Origin of the sequence: Novosphingobium sp. CF614 (genome assembly GCF_900113255.1) — a bacterium.
GTDB lineage: Bacteria > Pseudomonadota > Alphaproteobacteria > Sphingomonadales > Sphingomonadaceae > Novosphingobium.
Genome location: NZ_FOOR01000013.1, coordinates 72,657 through 89,969 on the forward strand (window position 1 = coordinate 72,657; position 17,313 = coordinate 89,969).

Below are 17,313 nucleotides of genomic sequence, written 5' to 3' on the forward strand. Positions count from 1 at the left end.
AGGCACTGAAATGCTTACCGGTTTTTCATAGCAGTACTTCGGTGGCCGGGCCCTGCCCCAGGAACGTGGCGGGGCTGGCACTGGCCCCATAGGCCCCGGCGCAGAACACCGCGACGAGGTCTCCCACGTCCGCGCGCGGAAACCCGCCCTTGTCCGCCAGCTTGTCAAGCGGGGTGCACAGGCAGCCGACGATCGAGGCTTCTTCCTCCACCGGCGCGCCGAAGCGGGTGGCGATGGCCGAGGGATAATTGCGCCGCACCACCGTGCCGAAGTTGCCCGAAGCCGCCAGCTGGTGGTGCAGGCCGCCGTCCGTAACCAGGAAAACCTCGCCGTGGCTCACCTTGCGGTCGACGATCCGGGTCAGATAGACTCCCGCTTCGCCGACGAGATAGCGGCCCAGTTCGATACAGAAGAAAGTTTCATCGAGGAAACCTGGCAAATGCGCGAAACGATCGGCCAGCCGTTCGCCGACGAGCGCCAGATCGACCGGCGTGTCGCCCGAAAAGTACGGAATCCCCAGCCCTCCGCCCAAGTTGCAACAGGGCAGCGCGACGCCGCCCTGCCGGGCCAGCCGCGCCGCGAGGTCGATCGCCCGGGCCTGGGTTTCGGCGATCGCTTCGGCGTCGAGCGCCTGGCTGCCGGCGAAAATGTGAAACCCGCGCCAGTCAGCGCCGCTATCCACGATCCTGCGCGCCAGCGCGGGCACGCGATCGGCATCGATCCCGAACGGCTTGGCGCCGCCGCCCATCTTCATGCCCGAACCCTTGAGATCGAAATCGGGATTGACCCGGATCGCCAGGCGCGGCGTGACGTCCAGGCGTTCGGCCAGGGCCAGGGCCCGCGCCGCTTCCCCTTCGGATTCCAGATTGAGCGTGACGCCCGCGGAAATCGCCGCTTCCAGTTCGGCATCGCGCTTGCCCGGCCCCGCGAAGCTGACCTTTTCGGGCGCGATTCCGGCGTCCCGCACGATCCGCAGTTCACCGCCCGAGGCGATGTCGAACCCGTCCACGAGGCCAGCCATCAGCGAAAGCAGCGGCGGGAACGGATTGGCCTTCACCGCATAGTGCAAGCCGAGGCGCCGCGGCATCGCCGCGCGCAAGGCGGCAACGCGCTGCCGCACGAGGTCCGCCGAATAGAGGAAAAGCGGCGTCGCGCCGGCCTGGTCGACCCAGTGCGTCACCGGCTTTCCGGCCACGGCCAGCACTCCGTCGACCGCGCCGTAGCCGGCGGGAATCGGACCCAGCGGCTTCATGCGGCCAGTTCCGCCTGAAGACCCGTGCGATCGATCTTGCCGTTGGGGCCGATCGGCATCGCCTGGCGCCAATGGATGGCCTTGGGCATCATGAAATTCGGCAGCTCCTGCATAAGTTTACGCGGCAATGCTTCCTCTGCGCCTGAAACCCCGGGCAAGGCGCGGACAACCAGGTGGACCGCCTGCCCCAGCCGCTCGTCCGGCACGCCGAGCGCGACCGCTTCGGCGACGAGGCCGGTCGCCAGCGCCGCTTCCTCGATTTCCTGCGGGCTGATCCGGTTGCCCGCGCTCTTTATCATCGCATCGCGGCGCCCGACGAAATAGAGGAGCCCGTCCGCCTCGCGCCGAACCCGGTCGCCCGACCACACGGCGGTGCCGCCATAGCGCGCAGCGGCGGGCGCCGGCCTGAAACGCTCGGCCGTGCGCTCCGGATCCTGCCAGTATCCTTGCGCCACCAATGGCCCGCAGTGGACCAGTTCTCCCTCTTCCCCGTCCCGGGAAACCTGGCCCAGATCATTGATTACAAGGATTTCGGCATGCGGGATGGCCCTGCCCATCGAAGTCGGGTGGATATCGACCAGTGCGGGATCGAGATAGGTCGAGCGGAAGGCTTCGGTCAGCCCATACATCGGGAACAGGCGCGCCTGCGGAAACCGCGCGCGCAGCCGCCGGACCAGATCGACGGTCAAGGCCCCGCCGCTGTTGGTCAGGCGGCGCAGCTTCGCGGCGATTTCGGCGGGCCAGTCCAGTTCGCACACCTGCACCCACAGCGGCGGAACCGCCGCCAGCGTGGTCACGGCGTGGCGCTCCACGGCCTTCATCACGTCGCGCGGCACCAGGTAGTCGAGCGGGACGACGCAGCCGCCCGCATGCCAGGTCGAAAACAGCTGGTTCTGGCCATAGTCGAACGACAGCGGCAGCACGGCCAAGGTGCGATCATCACCGGCAAGGCCCAGGTATCCGGCAACGCTTTCGGCCCCGAGCCACATGTTGGCGTGGCTGAGCATGACCCCCTTGGGTCGGCCGGTCGAACCGCTGGTGTACAGGATGGCCGCCAGCTCGTCCGGATCGCTCGCGGAGGGCGGCAGCGCGATGCCGATTTCCGTCGCGGCGGTCAGCGCGGCGGCTTCCTCGACGACGCGGCAGGAAGGCGGCACGTCGCCCGGCTCCAGCGTCTTGAGGCGGGCCGGCGTGCCGACCAGCATCGCGGCGCCGCTATCGCCCAGGATATGCGCCACTTGCGCGTGCTTGAGCAGCGGGTTGACCGGCACATGCACCAGCCCGGCGCGCGCCGCGGCGAGCGGGAGCAGGCAGGTCAGCTCGCCCTTGGCCGCCCAGCTCGCCACGCGCGCGCCCTTGCCCGGCACTTCGCCGGCCAGCCAGGCCGCCAGGCGGGAGACACGCGTTCTTAAGTCCTTGTAGCTAAGAACACCGTCACGCAGCACGAGCGCTTCGGCGTCTTCGTTTCCGCGAAGGACGAGATGGTCCAGTGGCAGGATCGGATTTTCGCTCGAATTTTCGCTCTGGCCGCGCATCGTTTTGGCAAGTGCTCCCGCGAGGTTCTGGACGGTATCGTGGTAAAGATCGAATATCACTGCGATCTTAAGGAAGTGCAATCGGATCGCCAGCTGGCAAGGCTGTTGTCGGCCGAATGCCAGTCCGCGCCGTTCGACCGCCTTGCATGGTGGCAGGGACTTGGCAAGCACTGCGGGATGGCGCCGCTGCTGGCCGTGGCCCGCCAGGACGAGGCGATCGCCGTGCTGCCGCTGGCGGGCGGCGGCGGACGCTATTCGGCGCTGTCCAACTGGTACACCTTCCGCTTCCGTCCGATCCTCTCGCCCGCGCCCGGCAGCGCGGCGATGCTGGCCGCCCTGGCCCGCGATCTGGCCGGCAAGGCCCACCGCCTCACGCTGGGCGGCCTGCCGGACGAGGATGGCTCGGCCGCGCGCGTCGAGGCGGCGTTCCGCAAGGCCGGCTGGCTCGTCACGCGCGCGCGCTGCGATACCAACCACGTCCTGCCCGTTGCCGGGCGCCGCTACGAGGAATACGTCGCCGCCCGCCCCGGCAAGCTGCGCACCACGCTCAAGCGCAAGACCGGGAAAGTGGAGATCGAGGTGCTCGGCCGCTTCGACGCCGCGGCCTGGGACGATTACGAGGACATCTACGCCGAAAGCTGGAAGCCGGAGGAAGGCTCCCCCGCGTTCCTGCGCGCCTTTGCCGAGGCGGAAGGCGCGGCGGGCCGGCTGCGGCTCGGCATCGCGCGCGCCGCCGGCGACCCGCTGGGCCGCGCCATCGCCGCGCAGATGTGGACGGTGGAAGGCGGCACCGCCTTCATCCACAAGCTCGCCCACCGCGAAGCGGCCAGGCCGCTTTCGCCCGGATCGGTGCTGAGCGCGGCGCTGCTGCGCCACGTGATCGACGTGGACCGGGTCGACCTCGTCGATTTCGGAACCGGCGACGATCCCTACAAGCGCGACTGGATGGAACAGGTTCGCCCGCGCTACCGGATCGAGATGTTTCGCCCGCTGGACGTCCGGAACTGGCCGATTTTCGCGCGGATCGGCCTGCGGCGCCTTGCCGCACGTGCCAAGCGCGGCTAGAGCGCGGCCGTTTCGATGGGTAGAGGGTTGAACCGAAGGGCCATGCAAGACGATACTGACCTGCTGCTGCGGCGCATCCTGACGGACGTGCTCGGCCTCAAGCAGGGGCAGGCCGACGGCTTCGATGCCGACACCGGCCTGTTCGGTCATTTGCCGGAACTCGATTCGATGGCCGTGGCCGGTCTCCTCACCGAGCTGGAAGACCGTCTCGACATCGTCATCGACGATGACGAACTTGACGGCGAGATGCTCGAAACCTTCGGCGGCCTGCTCGCATTCGCGCGCTCCAAACGCGCCGAGGCATGACCGGGCGGTGATCCTGGCGAACTGGCCTTGCCCGCTGGCCACCGGCGGCAACGCCCAGGAGTACGCCCTTGTTTTCGACAGACAGCGGCCGCGCAGGCTGCTGATCGTCCCCGCGCTGTTCGACGAAGGCAACCGCATGCGGCGGCTGACCGTCGAAACCATGCGCCGCCTCGATGTCATCGGCATCGACAGCTTCCTGCCCGACCTGCCGGGCTGCAACGAGAGCCTGCGGCGGCTCCAGGACCAGACCCCCACGGCCTGGCTGGAGGCGACGGCCGCTGCCGCCCGGCACTTTGGCGCCACCCATGTCCTGGGCATTCGCGGAGGCTGCCTGTTCACGCCGCCGTCGCTGCCGTGCTGGCACTACGCCCCGGCCAAGGCCGCCGCGATCCTGCGCCAGATGCTGCGCGCGCGCATGCTCGCAAGCCGCGAAGCCGGGCGCGAGGAGAATCGCGAAGACCTGGCCGCCATGGCCCGAAGCACCGGCATCGAACTGGCGGGATATGCGCTGGGCGCGGACTTCTACCGGGAATTCGAGGTCATGTTGCCCGCCGCGCTGGAGCAGGGAACCCGAAATCCGAATCGAGATCCGCTCAGGACGAGCGGAGGCGAAGCCGATTTTCCGCGCGATGCTCCAGCAACCCCCATCACGCAGGACATGCTCGGCGGCAGCGGGCTGTGGCTGCGCGCGGAGCCGGATGAGGACCGGGACCAGGCCGATGCGCTCGCCGCGATCCTGGCCAGGGGAATCGCGCCTTGAGCCGCCGCCATTTCACGTTCGCCTGCGCAGGCTGCCAGCTTGTCGCGACGCTCGACGAAGCGGGCGCGGAGACCGGCCTGCTGCTGGTGAGCGGCGGCAACGAGGTGCGCGCGGGGGCGTGGAACGGGCAGGCCCGCCTCGCCGCGCGGATCGCGGCGGAAGGCTATCCGGTCCTGCGTTTCGACCGGCGCGGAGTGGGCGACAGCGAGGGCGCCAACGGTGAGTTCCGCTCCAGCGGCGCCGATATCGCGGCGGCCCTCGCCGCGTTCCGGCGGCAATGCCCGCACGTGACGCGCGTGGTCGGCTTCGGCAATTGCAACGCCGCCAGCGCGCTGATGCTGACCGGCGGCGCCGGGTTCGCCGCGCTGATCCTGTCCAACCCCTGGACGATCGAGGACAACGGCGAAGCCCCGCCCGCCGCGGTGGTGCGCGATCACTACCGCCGCCGCCTGGCTAACCCGGCGGCGATCGGGCGCCTGCTGACCGGCAAGGTCTCGATCGGCAAGCTGGCGCGCGGCCTGGCCGCCGCCATCCGCCCCGCCCGGCAGGCCCGGGGCGGACTGGCCGCCGAGATCGAACGAGGTCTCGCGGGGTTCCACGGCCCGGTGCGCTTCCTGATCGCCGGCCGCGACCGCACCGGCATCGCCTTCCTGTCGAAGTGGCCCAAGACCGACCCGCGCATCCGGACCTGCGCGGAGGCCACGCACAGCTATGTCGAACCCGAAGCCCAGGAATGGCTGGCGCGGGAGGTTCTGGAGATACTGCGCGGTTGAAACGTGGTGCCGTGCCCCTTGGCGCGCTTCAGGCCTCTACTTTCGCGGCTTCCGCGAATTCCTTCGCCGCGAGGTAGCGTTCGGCGTCGAGCGCGGCCATGCAGCCGGTGCCGGCGGCGGTGATCGCCTGGCGATAGACGTGGTCCATCACGTCGCCGCAGGCGAAGACGCCGGGGATGTCGGTCTTGGGGGTGCCCGGCTGGACCAGCAGGTAGCCGGCATCGTCCATCGCGAGCTTGCCCCGGAACAGTTCGGTGGCGGGGGCATGGCCGATCGCCACGAAGGCGCCGTCGGTCTCGATCTCGCTTTCCTCGCCGGTCAGGGTATCGACCAGCTTGACCGCGCGCAGCTCGCCATTGCCGGCGCTGCCGAGGAAGCTTTCGACGCGCTTGTTCCAGACCACCTTGATCTTGGGATTCGCGAACAGCCGGTCCTGGAGGATCTTTTCCGAGCGCAGCGAATCGCGGCGGTGGATCAGGGTGACGTCGTCGGAGTGATTGGTCAGGTAGAGCGCTTCCTCGACCGCGGTATTGCCGCCGCCGATCACCACCACCTTCTTGCCGCGATAGAAGAAGCCGTCACAGGTGGCGCAGGCGGAAACGCCCTTGCCGGACAGGTCCTGCTCGCCGGGAACGCCGAGCCACCTGGCCTGCGCCCCGGTCGCGATGACCAGCGTATCGCCTTCGTAGAAGTCTCCGCTGTCGCCCGTCGCCACGAAAGTATCGCCGGACAAGTCCACCGCGGTGATCGTGTCCCACATCATGCGCGTGCCGACATGCTCGGCCTGCGCCTGCATTTCCTGCATCAGCCAGGGGCCCTGGATGACCTCGCGGAAGCCGGGGTAGTTTTCCACGTCGGTGGTGATGGTAAGCTGCCCGCCGGGTTGCAGCCCCTGCACCACGATCGGCGCCATCCCCGCGCGCGCGCCGTAGATGGCGGCGGACAGGCCGGCGGGGCCGGAACCGATGATGAGCATGCGGGTCTTGTGCGTCGTCGCCACTACGAAATCTCCGGAGCGTGGAATCCTGAACGCGCGAGATAGGGCCTCGCCCCCCGCCTTGCCAAGGACATGGGCGGGATAGCATTAATTCATCCCCACAAATGCGGGCTTATGCTGACCTGCATTGATAAGAACTCACCCGCTTTCCCTTCGTCCTTGCGAGCCGCCACGGGCGGTGCGGCAATCCACAGCGGATGGCGCGGCCCTGGATTGCTGCGGCGGCTTCGCCGCCTCGCAAGACGAAGGGAGAAGAGACGAGGGGGAGAAGAGGCGAGGGGAGAAAATGAGTCCCGCCCCAAGGGACTTGGCATTGTTCGTCCTCACGGCGGTTTCCAGTGCTCATACGACCATGAGGGAATGACCTGCCGAGCGGTGAGCCGCACCGTTGACGAACCCTGCATCGCAGCGCAGTTGGAGCGCATGGAAACGCAGCTTGGCCCTACCTCGAACCGCTTCATCTCGCAGCGCCTGCGGCTCAACTATGTCGACTGGGGCAATCCCGAGGCACCGCCGCTGATTCTCCAGCACGGCGGGCGCGACCATTGCCGCAGTTGGGACTGGGTTGCCGAGGAACTGCGGCATGACTGGCATGTGATCTGCCCGGACCTGCGCGGCCACGGCGACAGCGAGTGGTCGCCCGAAGCGCACTACGGGCTCGACGCCTTCGTCTATGACTTCGCCCAGCTCGTCCACACGCTCGGCCACGAGCAAGTGACGATCATCGCCCATTCGCTGGGCGGAAACATCGCGACGCGCTTCACCGGCCTCTATCCCGAGAAAGTCGCGAAGCTGGTCAATATCGAGGGCCTGGGACCGCCCCCGGAGATCCGCCGCCAGCGGGAGGAACGGGGCATCGGCGAACGGATGCGCCAGTGGATCGACGACAAGCGCAAGGCTTCCGCCCGCGTCACGCGCAAGTACGCGACGCAGCGCGACGCCTATCAGCGCATGAAGGACGAGAACGCCTTCCTCACCGACGAGCAGGTACGGCACCTCACCATCCACGGCGCCAGCCGCAACGAGGACGGCACCTGGAGCTGGAAGTTCGACAACTACCTGAACGTCTGGTCCGCCCAGGACGCGCCGACCGACCAGATCATCCAGCTGTGGCAGGCCATCACCTGCCCGGTCCTGCTGATGTGGGGAAGGAACAGCTTCGCGTCGAATCCCGGTGCCGACGGGCGGCTCGCCTATTTCCAGTCCGCCCGGCTGATCGAGTACGAGAACGCCGGGCACTGGCTGCACCACGATCAGTTCGACCGGTTCATGGCCGACGTGAAGGCGTTCCTTGCGTAATATCAGTTTCCATTGATGGAATTCCTTCGCCGCTGCGAGCGGCCTTCGACGGCTCGCAGCGGCGAATGGAGAAGATGAGTCTGGCTTCGGGAGACTTGGCGGAAATCGCAACGCCGCTCGAAGCGGGAAGCTCATTCGCCCTGGCGGTGATCTTCGCTATTGCCGATACTAGCCATGCTTAGTATCGGCAATGACAGCCACGACAGGAACTTTCATGAACGCTGAGAGCACGATTTCGGCCGATAGTGAGATCGGCATCGTATCGCCGCCCCGCAGACGCGGCCTGCGCACGGTGCTGATGATCGTCGGACCGGCGCTCGTGCTCGCCGGAACGGCGTGGTTCTATTTCACCAGCGGCCGCTACGAATCGACCGACAGCGCCTCGCTGCAGACCGCCATGGTGGCGATCAGCCCGAGCGTAGCCGGCACCGTCGTCGCGGTCGAGGTCCGCGAGAACCAGCGCGTGCGCAAGGGCGACGTGCTGTTCCGGGTCAAGGCGGACACTTTCCAGACATCGCTGGCCCAAGCGGAAGCTGAACTGGCCACCGCCCGAACCGATGTCGAATCGATGCAGGCCGACTATCGCGAAGCCCTCTCGCAAGTCAGCGCCGCCAGGGCGCGCTACGACCTGGCGACCAGCGAGGCGGCGCGCCAGAAGTCGCTTGTCGCGGAGGGCATTTCCTCCCGCGCGCAGTACGACCAGGCCGTGACGCAGGCCCGCACGGCGCGCGACGCCATCGCCGCCGCGCAGGCCAAGGCCGACAGTTTGCGGGCCGGCCTGTCCGGGGCGATCGGCGGCAGCGTCGATTCCCACCCGGACGTGCGCCAGGCGATTTCCAAGCTCGGTCAGGCTCGCGCCAACCTGTCCGACACGGTCGTGCGCGCACCGCGGGACGGCATCGTCACCAAGGTCAACCAGCTGCAGGTCGGCAATTACGTGACACCGGGCCGGCCGGTCTTCACGCTCGCCGGCCTGAACTTCTGGGTCCAGGCGAACTTCAAGGAAAGCCAGCTCCGCTACATGCGGGTGAACCAGCCTGTCGAGATCACGATCGACGCCTATCCGGACCAGGTGCTGAAGGGCCATGTCGAGAGTTTCAGTCCCGGGACGGGATCGAGCTTTTCGATCCTGCCGCCGGAGAACGCGACGGGGAACTGGGTCAAGGTGGTCCAGCGCCTGCCCGTCCAGGTGGCGATCGACGATGTCCCGGCGGACCTGCCGCTCAGCGCGGGGCTCAGCACCAGCGTCAAGGTCGATACCGGCCACCGGCGTCGCCTGTTCGCCCCGGACGCCGCCCCGGACGCGCCGCAGCCCGCGCCATCCAGAACCTTGCCGCCGCGGCCGTGAGCGGCAGCGCGTGGAGCATGCGATGACGCCCGCCGTTCCGGCCCAGTATCCCACGCCGTTCCGGCGGATGCTGATAACGATCCCGCTGATGATCTCCATGATTATGGTGGCGGTGGACGTCACCATCGCCAACGTGGCGCTGCCGCACATGCAGGCGAGTCTCTCCGCCTCGCAGGACCAGATTCTGTGGGTGCTGACGTCCTACCTCGTGGCCGGCGCGATCGCCACGCCGCTCAGCGGCTGGCTGGCGGGGCGGTTCGGGCGCAAGAACGTGATGCTGGTTTCGGTCTGCGGCTTCACCGTCACCTCGATGCTGTGCGGGCTCGCCGTCGATCTTTCGACGATCGTCATCGCCCGGACCTTGCAGGGGGCCTTCGGCGCCGCGCTGATCCCGCTGAGCCAGGCGATCCTGCTCGATATCAATCCGCCCGAGGACCATGCCAAGGCCATGGCGATCTTCGCGCTGGGATCGATGGCCGGGCCGATCGTCGGGCCGAGCCTGGGCGGCTACCTGACCGATTCGCTGAACTGGCGCTGGGTGTTCTTCATCAACGTGCCTTTCGGCATCCTGTCCTTCGCCGGAATGTTCGCCTTCCTGGTGCGCCGGCACAGCGGGAGGCACGGCCGGGAAAAACTGCGCTTCGACCTGTTCGGCTTCCTCACCGTGTCGATCGTGCTGACCTCGCTGCAATTGCTGCTCGACCGCGGCGAGCATGTCGGCTGGTGGGAATCGACCGAGGTCCAGGTCTATGCGCTGATTCTCGGCCTTTCGGCTTACCTGACACTGGTGCACATGTTCACCGCCAGCGACACGTTCATCCGGCCGCAGCTGTTCCGCGACCGCAACTTCGCGATCGGCTTGCTGTTCAGCACGCTGATCGGCATCGTCGCCTTCGCCACCGTGCCGCTGCTGGTGGTGATGACCCAGTCCCTGCTCGGCTATTCCGCGCTGCACACCGGCATGATCGGCATCCCGCGCGCGCTCGGCACGCTCGCATCGACGCTGATCGTCACCCGGCTGATGGCGCTTTTGGACGTGCGCGTGCTGCTCATCGCCGGCCTCGCCGTCATCGGCACCAGCATGCTGATGTACTCGCGGATGAACCTCTACGTCGACGACGGGACGCTGATCGCCATCGGACTGGTGCAAGGCTTCGGCAGCGGGCTGATCTTCGTTCCGCTATCGGTCGTGGTGTTCTCCACCCTCGATCCCAAGCTGCGCAACGAAGGCGCCTCGATGTACGCGCTTACCCGCAATGTCGGCAACTCGGTCGGCATATCGCTGCTCAACGTCCTGTTCATCCACGACAGCGCCATATCGCGCAACAGCCTGATCCAGGGCCTGCGTCCCGACAATCCCGCGATTCTCTCCGCCCGGCCAGACCTCGACTTCGGTTCGGGCGAGGCGCTGGGCAGCCTGAACGGGGAGGTGGTGCGCCAGGCCAGCATGGTGGGCAACGCCTCGCTCTATCACTTCGTGTTCATCATCAGCCTCTGCCTGATGCCGCTCGTGCTGCTGCTGCGCTCCAAAAAGACGCCGGCCAGGGGCATGGCGCTGCCGATCGGGGACTGACATGAAACGCCCCCCAGCCTTCCCGGCCGCCCTCCTGGCCCCGCTTCTGGCCCCGCTCCTGCTCGTCGGCGGATGCACCGCGGCGGGGCCGAATTTCACGCCGCCCGCGCCGCCTTCGATCGACGCCGGCTACGCCGATGGCGGCGGTAATGGCAACAGTGGCCGGGCCGATCTCGGCGATGGGCCCGCGGCGCAATGGTGGAAGGCATTCGCCTCGCCCCAGCTCGACGCGCTGGTGGCGCGGGCGCTGGCCGGCAACCACAGCCTCGCCGCCAGCCGCGCCACGCTCGAAAAGGCGCGGGAACGAATCGCCGCCATGGCCGGAAAGCGGCTGCCCCAGGTCGATCTCCAGGGACGCGCGGAGTACCAGCAAGTCAACCTCGGCTCGTTCGGCTTCGACGGACTGGCCGACGCCGGCATCTCCAACCCGCGCTTCGATCTCTATACCGTGGGCGGCGGCGTCTCCTACGATCTCGACCTGTTTGGCAGGAACCGGCGCGCGCTCGAACAGGCGCAGGCTTTGGCAGAGGCCCAGGCGCGCGCGACCGAGGCGGCGCACCTCGTGCTCACCGGCCGGGTGGTCGCGCAAGTACTGGCGATCGCCGCCCTCAACGACCGGATCGAAACCGAACGTGCCCTGCTGGCCGAGGACGAGCGCAACGTTTCGCTGACGCGGGCGCGCCAGGATGCCGGCGCCGGCACGCTGGTCGAGGTCCTGAGCGCGCAAGGCCAGCTTGCCGGCGACCGGGCGGACCTGCCCTCGCAGGAACAGCAGCTTGCCGAAGCGCGGGCGATGCTGGCCGTGCTGCTCGGAATCTCGCCGGCCGAACTCGGCCCGACCGATTTCAGCCTCGACGACTTCGTGCTGCCCGCAAGCGTGCCGGTGGCGCTGCCATCGGCGCTGGTCCGCAAGCGCCCCGACATCCTGGAAACGGAAGCCCGGCTGCATGCCGCGATCGCGGCGGTGGGCATGGCGACGGCGGACCTCTATCCGAACCTGACCCTGGGGGCCACCATCACCCAGTCAACTTCCGAACCCGACCGGATCACCAGCAGCAAGTTCAACGCCTTCGACATCTTCGCGGGCGTGACGGCGCCGATCTTCCACGGCGGCACGCTCAAGGCCAACAAGCGCGGCGCCGAAGCCGAAGCCCGCGCCGCCGCCGCCCAGTACCAGCAGACGGTGACCGAGGCCTTCGGCCAAGTCTCGGGCCTGCTTTCGGCCCTCGACAGCGACAGCCGCGAATTGACCGCGCGGCACGAGGCGGCGGAAGTCGCGGACCGATCGCTGTACCTTTCCCGGCGCAGCTTCCAGGTCGGCAACAGCGGCATCCTGCAAGTCCTCGACGCCAGCCGATCCTATCAACGCGCCAGGCTCTCGCTGCTCGATACCCGGATCCGGCAGTATCAGAACGTCGCGCGGCTCTATGTCGCGACGGCGGGCGGATGGGTCGATCACGGTCCGGAAGAACCGGCCCCGCGCCCTTCGCCGAAACCCTGATCGCGAAAGCCTATTCCGCCGCCAGGGGCCAGCCCTTGCCGTTGGCTTCCTGGCCCAGGTCGGACACCATCGCCGCCAGTTGACGCACCAGCACGCTCAAGTCCTCGATCATCGCCGCCATGCCCGGTCCCGGCTCGACGAGATCGGCGTCGAGATAGCGGCTGCGGTCGATCTCCAGCTGCAGCGCATGGATTCCGCCGCGCGGATCGGCATGGCGCTCCAGCACGTACCCCCCGGCATAGGGCCGGTTGTGCGCCGCTTCCCGGCCCGATTCGGCAAGCTGCGAAAAGGCCGTCGCTACCAGGCTGCCATGGCAGGCGGCGCCGAATCGATCGCCGACGACCACTTCCGGCGTCGCCGTCCCGGCGCGGACCGGCAAGGGCGGCATCGAATGCAGGTCGATCAGCAGGGCCGCGCCCCATCGTTCGCGCAAGGCCAGCAGCGCCTGCGCGAGCGCCGCGTGATAGGGGGCGTGGATACCCTCGATCCTGTCCGCAAGGTCCGCGCTTTCCAGCCGCCGCCGCCACAGCTCCCCGGTCCCGGGCAGCCGCCGGGGGATGACGCCAAGACCGCTGCGCGCGCGCCGGCTGGGCACGCCCGCCGCGCCTTCGGGGCGCTCCGCACGGGCGAACATGTCCCAGTCGACATCGTCCGGCGCCCGGTTGAGATCGATCATCGCGCGCGGCGCGTTGGCCACCAGGAGATTGGCCCCGGTCGCCCGCGCGATGCCCTGCGCCAGCCGGTCCACAAAACGGTCCTCCAGCCGCAGCACGACCGATCCCGAATGCCGCATGTCGTGAAGCAGCGCGCTCGGATAAGCCCGGCCGCCGTGCGGCACCGCGATCAGGACCGGTATCGCCGAAGGTTCCCGGGCATGCAGGACGAAGGCGGGAATCCCCGGTGCGCCCGGGATCCATCCCCCTGCCTCCCTGTGCACGTTGCCCTGCAAATTGCCCTGCGAATCGCTTTCGCCCGAACGCTCGATCATGATCGCCAAGCTGTCCTTTTCATCTTGTCGAGTCAAAGCGTCCCGTTCCCGGTCAGTGCGAAATCCGGGCGAGAATATTAACCCGTAACGCGTTATGGACAGGGTCCGAAACAAACAACCACCGTCGCACACGACAATCTGGATACCAAGGCGATGATCCGCATCCTCCTAGCCGAAGACGACCATGCCATGCGCACTTACCTGGCGCGGGCGCTTCAGAATGCCGGTTACGATGTGGTCGCCGTCGACCGGGGCAGCGACGCCCTGCCCTATCTCGAAACCGAGGACTTCGACCTGCTGCTTTCCGACATCGTCATGCCGGAAATGGACGGGATCGAACTCGCCCAGCGCTGCGCCGAAATTTCGCCGATGACCAAGGTGATGTTCATCACCGGCTTCGCCGCCGTCACGCTGCGCGCCAGCCGCGAGGCTCCGCAGGCCAAGGTGCTGTCCAAGCCCTTCCACCTGCGCGACATCGTGATGGAAGTGCAGCGCGTTTTCGGCCTGACCGAACACGCCAGGCTGTAGGCGCGCCGGGACCATGAATTTTCCTGTCCAAAGCCGCTTGCATCGATAGAATCCCGAGGCTAAAGGGCCAACCTCCAAGCGGGTCACCCCGCAAGGAACGCTCGAATGGAATGGGCGTATAGCTCAGTGGTAGAGCACTATGTTGACATCGTAGGGGTCGCAAGTTCAATCCTTGCTACGCCCACCATTCCAGGAACCCCGCCAGAAACCCCGTAAGTCCAAGGACTTGACGGGGTTTTTCCTGTGCCCCGCGGCATTCCGCGATTTTCGCGCGAAGCACCGCAAAATCCATTTTCCTACATCGCCCGAGCATGACACAGTGCCCATACGAACCCGGTGCCGTGCTCTTTGAATCGTTAATAGCAAACCCCTTCCCGCCTTTCGTCGCTGCGAAGCGGCGAAGCCGTCGACGCAATCCAGGGCAACCCTCCGCGCCGCCCCGGGGCAAGCCCAGGATGATTTACCCGGCCGAGTGGACAATTCGATCCCGGGCTGCCGATGGCCACAATCCGGGATTTTCAGCCAAAACCTGTCTTTCCGGATGCGCCGACAAGGACGACATTGCTTCAAACCGCGAATTTGGCCATTTTCAATCCATGATAGTCAAGTTGGAAACTGTCGCCGCTCTTCTCTGTGGCGTGGTTGCGGCGGCAACTCTGGGATTGGCGTTCAACGCCGCGCACTTCAGCTTTTGGGAATTTATCCTTCCGGGTGCGGAACCATGGACTTGGCTAGCGCCGTTGGCACTTTTCGGAGCTCCGCTTCTACTAGTCGCTTCGCGAGCCGTTTCAGGGTCACTTGCACGTGGATTGACTTGGCTCGCGCTGGTGCTTCTGACCTTGCCCGTGTTAGGGGTTTTGGCGCTGATCATCTTCCCTAAGCAAACGGGCTACTATGATCCAGATCGTCAGCCGGGCGGTGTGCCATGGGAGCAGCACGGCGAATAACACCGGTGACGGCTACTCGCTCTCAAGACCGAATTTGGGCAGTTCGCTCCTCCCGAACTTCGCCGTCGCCCAGCACGGTAATGCCGACGCCGGGAGCAGTCGACCGTTCAGGCGAACGGCAGCATTTCAAAATTTTAATCAGCAGGTGACCTTTCCAACTCCGCCGACGTTGCCAACATTGGATCCATAGTACTCGCGAATGAAGGCAACTAACGGAAGGCAGGTAAAGAATTGGATCTCTCCATGATTCTTGGGCTCATCCTGCTATTTCTTGTCCCAGGAGAGGCGCTTTGGCGCACGCTGCGCAAGAAACCAGTCAGACCTCGAACAACGAGATACCGCCTGACGATTGCCCGAGCGCTTGCCCTCTTGCTTGGTTTGGTGGTTGTGTCGCACGCCGAGCATGTAACTGCCGCCGCGCTTGGCATTGGAACTCATCTGGAATCCGGAGGATACATCGGGTTAGTTATATCGCTATGTCTGGTCGGCGGACTGACCTTGTCGACAATGCTCGCAAAGCCTAAGATTCAAGGAGGCGATCGCCGTCAAGCGGCTGATATATTTCCGGAAAATTTTCAAGAGCTGACGCTTTTCCTCGTTATGACGCCATTGATCGGGTTTGCGTGGGAACTGCTCTACAGAGGTTACCTGCTTTGGTGGCTGACGCCATTGGTCGGCCTTCCAATAGCCATTTTCTGTTCTGGCCTTGCATACGGTCTGGCTCATGGCTGGAAAAACTTCCGCGAGAGCTTTCCAAGCATTGTGGCCGCTTTCCTCTTTGCAATCGGTTACGCACTGACTTCGAGCTTGTGGTGGCTCATCATCATTCATATCGCGCTGCCAATTATCGGCTATCTGGCCGCACGTCGAATTGCTGCGACACAAGATGAAGCGACAATGGTTTGAGATTCGAGCAACGCCCGCTCCCCCCAACTTTGCCGTCGTCCAGCCGGGAAGGGCAGATGCCAGGAGTGGTCGAACGTTCACGTGAAGGGCAGGTTTTCAACATTTTAACCGGAGACCGGTCTTTCCGAATGCACCGACGTGTCTGTCACCGGGGCTTTGGCAGCGTTGCCGGTCGTTCCACAGCCAGAATGGACGGCCCGAAACCCACCGTGCCGAAAAACACCTGATTGTCATGCATCGGTGAATGACTGAGATGGGTGGTTAGCTGCCGTCGCCTGTGCCCGAAGGAAGCAGCTTCGGTGGAAGATTTTCGACCTTCCCGTTGGCATGAATGATAAATCGACCACCGCCGTATCCGGTCGCTCCTGTCGTTGCCGTCACCTCGTAAATTGTCTCACGCCGCAGAGGTTTAGCAGCTACTTGCGGGCTATCCGGCTGGTGCGTGCCAAGTAAACGGCGACCGTACGGCAGCGGGAATTTATTAGCGCAGTCATCGTCGTAGCTGGCGCTTTCCTGCCAAGAGGCGGTTCGCTCGTCCTCTGCCGAGACTTCAATCCGCCGTAAGCACGTAGGGTGCTGGGGCGAAGCAGGATCGACATCGATTGTGACCTGCCCGTTCCGCACTTCCACGATTAGATCGTAGCTGTAGGAACAGCCAGTTAAGGAAGTGCCGAGGAGCATCGCAGCGACTATCTTGCGGATCATTCGCGCACCATCACCTTACAAGGAAGCGTCCGCAAGTGGGCGCTAGCCGACCGGCAGCTTTACCCTGACGGAAAACACATGATGGCAGCACACCGGCATTGCTGACAGGGTCTTCCGGCAGTCGCGACCGGAATGGCCTGATTTTGGTCAGCATGAGCCATGCACGTTCTTGAAAGACGCTCGCTTGGCTTGCAGCTAAGGTAATGATAACGTATACACCATGTCATTACTCAGCGGAGCTGCGATCATGGGCAAAGAAGCAGTTTTCACGATGAAGCTGGAAGCCGAGCTACGGGCAGATTTCATGGCCGAGTCAGAGGCCCTGCATCGACCGGCCTCCCAGGTCGTGCGGGAACTCATGCGCGAATTTGTCGAGCGCCAACGTATGAAGCGTGCGCATAGTGCCTTTGTCGAGCGCAAGGTGGTTCTAGCTCGCACGTCGATGCAGGCGGGCCAAGGGCTTGGCAATGACGAGGTTGAAGCGGAATTCGCCAACCGCCGCGCGCGCGTTTCCAATCAAGCGTGAAAGTTCTCTGGACGCCGGAGGCGCGGCAGGATCGCGCCGATATATGGGACTATCTCCTGTCGCGCGATGGCGACGCCGCCGTCAGGATTGATGACCTGTTCAGCGAGACCGTTGCCCGACTTGCCGATTTTCCGATGCTGGACCACGAAGGCGAAGTGCTCGGAACGCGCGAACTCACGCCGCACAGCAGCTACCGGTTGGTTTATGAGAGTAAGTATCCCCCGGCAGAGCCGGGGGCTTTACGATGTGAGCCGCTCAAAGCGGCTGGTTCAGGTCGCTAACGCGGCCTGACGGTTTGGAACCG

The 17,313-nt window shown here is 65.7% G+C and carries 18 protein-coding genes and 1 tRNA gene; 14 read left to right on the forward strand and 5 right to left on the reverse strand.

Going from position 1 to position 17,313, the window contains the following annotated elements:
- Positions 1-25: 25 nt before the first annotated feature.
- Positions 26-1,252 carry a pyridoxal-dependent decarboxylase, exosortase A system-associated gene (locus tag BM052_RS14005; protein ID WP_091147871.1) on the reverse strand — a complete coding sequence of 409 codons (1,227 nt, stop codon included), beginning with the start codon at positions 1,250-1,252 and terminating at the stop codon, positions 26-28.
- Positions 1,249-2,787 (reverse strand): acyl-CoA ligase (AMP-forming), exosortase A system-associated, encoded by a 1,539-nt coding sequence (locus tag BM052_RS14010; RefSeq protein WP_091147873.1) that lies wholly within the window; start codon positions 2,785-2,787, stop codon positions 1,249-1,251. Before BM052_RS14010 ends, BM052_RS14005 begins: the two co-directional genes overlap by 4 nt.
- Positions 2,788-2,826: 39 nt before the next feature.
- Here BM052_RS14010 and BM052_RS14015 point away from each other — a divergent pair, with 39 nt between their 5' ends.
- The 4 genes from BM052_RS14015 to BM052_RS14030 are packed head-to-tail and all read left to right on the forward strand — an operon-like array spanning position 2,827 to position 5,691.
- Positions 2,827-3,852, forward strand: coding sequence for a GNAT family N-acetyltransferase (locus tag BM052_RS14015; RefSeq protein ID WP_255406149.1), 1,026 nt, complete (start codon positions 2,827-2,829; stop codon positions 3,850-3,852).
- A 42-nt stretch (positions 3,853-3,894) separates the two neighbouring features.
- Entirely contained in the window at positions 3,895-4,158 is a 264-nt protein-coding gene (locus BM052_RS14020; RefSeq protein ID WP_091147876.1) for an acyl carrier protein, read from the forward strand.
- A gap of 7 nt (positions 4,159-4,165) precedes the next feature.
- Positions 4,166-4,918: an alpha/beta hydrolase family protein gene (locus tag BM052_RS14025; RefSeq protein WP_091147879.1), complete on the forward strand. Its 753-nt coding sequence runs from the start codon at positions 4,166-4,168 to the stop codon at positions 4,916-4,918.
- Complete coding sequence (locus BM052_RS14030; protein WP_091147880.1) at positions 4,915-5,691, forward strand: hydrolase 1, exosortase A system-associated; 777 nt, start codon at positions 4,915-4,917, stop codon at positions 5,689-5,691. Before BM052_RS14025 ends, BM052_RS14030 begins: the two co-directional genes overlap by 4 nt.
- Positions 5,692-5,719: 28 nt before the next feature.
- On the opposite strand, the gene trxB is transcribed toward BM052_RS14030, so the two are convergent.
- Entirely contained in the window at positions 5,720-6,691 is a 972-nt protein-coding gene (trxB, locus tag BM052_RS14035; protein WP_091147882.1) for a thioredoxin-disulfide reductase, read from the reverse strand.
- Between the two features lie 420 nt (positions 6,692-7,111).
- Here trxB and BM052_RS14040 point away from each other — a divergent pair, with 420 nt between their 5' ends.
- The 4 genes from BM052_RS14040 (at position 7,112) to BM052_RS14055 (ending at position 12,409) form a co-directional block, all read left to right on the forward strand.
- Entirely contained in the window at positions 7,112-7,987 is an 876-nt protein-coding gene (locus tag BM052_RS14040; protein WP_091147907.1) for an alpha/beta fold hydrolase, read from the forward strand.
- Positions 7,988-8,201: 214 nt separating this feature from the next.
- Positions 8,202-9,335: an HlyD family secretion protein gene (locus BM052_RS14045; RefSeq protein ID WP_091147884.1), complete on the forward strand. Its 1,134-nt coding sequence runs from the start codon at positions 8,202-8,204 to the stop codon at positions 9,333-9,335.
- Positions 9,336-9,357: 22 nt separating this feature from the next.
- Positions 9,358-10,908 (forward strand): DHA2 family efflux MFS transporter permease subunit, encoded by a 1,551-nt coding sequence (locus BM052_RS14050; RefSeq protein ID WP_255406150.1) that lies wholly within the window; start codon positions 9,358-9,360, stop codon positions 10,906-10,908.
- Position 10,909: 1 nt separating this feature from the next.
- A complete protein-coding gene (locus BM052_RS14055) occupies positions 10,910-12,409 on the forward strand; it encodes an efflux transporter outer membrane subunit (protein WP_091147886.1) in 1,500 nt (499 codons plus the stop codon).
- Positions 12,410-12,419: 10 nt separating this feature from the next.
- Here BM052_RS14055 and BM052_RS14060 read toward each other — a convergent pair whose 3' ends face one another.
- Positions 12,420-13,397: an N-formylglutamate amidohydrolase gene (locus tag BM052_RS14060; protein WP_091147910.1), complete on the reverse strand. Its 978-nt coding sequence runs from the start codon at positions 13,395-13,397 to the stop codon at positions 12,420-12,422.
- 153 nt (positions 13,398-13,550) lie between these two features.
- Here BM052_RS14060 and cpdR point away from each other — a divergent pair, with 153 nt between their 5' ends.
- The 4 genes from cpdR (at position 13,551) to BM052_RS14075 (ending at position 15,778) form a co-directional block, all read left to right on the forward strand.
- On the forward strand, positions 13,551-13,925 hold the full coding sequence (gene cpdR / locus BM052_RS14065; RefSeq protein WP_091147887.1) for a cell cycle two-component system response regulator CpdR: 375 nt from the start codon (positions 13,551-13,553) through the stop codon (positions 13,923-13,925).
- 112 nt (positions 13,926-14,037) lie between these two features.
- Positions 14,038-14,112: transfer RNA gene (locus BM052_RS14070), tRNA-Val, on the forward strand.
- 268 nt (positions 14,113-14,380) lie between these two features.
- On the forward strand, positions 14,381-14,872 hold the full coding sequence (locus tag BM052_RS19550; protein ID WP_143084849.1) for a hypothetical protein: 492 nt from the start codon (positions 14,381-14,383) through the stop codon (positions 14,870-14,872).
- A 243-nt stretch (positions 14,873-15,115) separates the two neighbouring features.
- A complete protein-coding gene (locus tag BM052_RS14075) occupies positions 15,116-15,778 on the forward strand; it encodes a CPBP family intramembrane glutamic endopeptidase (RefSeq protein WP_091147889.1) in 663 nt (220 codons plus the stop codon).
- Between the two features lie 261 nt (positions 15,779-16,039).
- Here BM052_RS14075 and BM052_RS19555 read toward each other — a convergent pair whose 3' ends face one another.
- Positions 16,040-16,483: a hypothetical protein gene (locus tag BM052_RS19555; RefSeq protein ID WP_143084850.1), complete on the reverse strand. Its 444-nt coding sequence runs from the start codon at positions 16,481-16,483 to the stop codon at positions 16,040-16,042.
- A gap of 247 nt (positions 16,484-16,730) precedes the next feature.
- On the opposite strand from BM052_RS19555, the gene BM052_RS14080 reads away from it, so the two are divergent.
- Positions 16,731-17,009, forward strand: coding sequence for an antitoxin of toxin-antitoxin stability system (locus BM052_RS14080; RefSeq protein ID WP_091147911.1), 279 nt, complete (start codon positions 16,731-16,733; stop codon positions 17,007-17,009).
- Positions 17,006-17,290: a type II toxin-antitoxin system RelE/ParE family toxin gene (locus BM052_RS14085; RefSeq protein WP_091147890.1), complete on the forward strand. Its 285-nt coding sequence runs from the start codon at positions 17,006-17,008 to the stop codon at positions 17,288-17,290. Before BM052_RS14080 ends, BM052_RS14085 begins: the two co-directional genes overlap by 4 nt.
- The last annotated feature ends 23 nt before the right edge of the window (positions 17,291-17,313 follow it).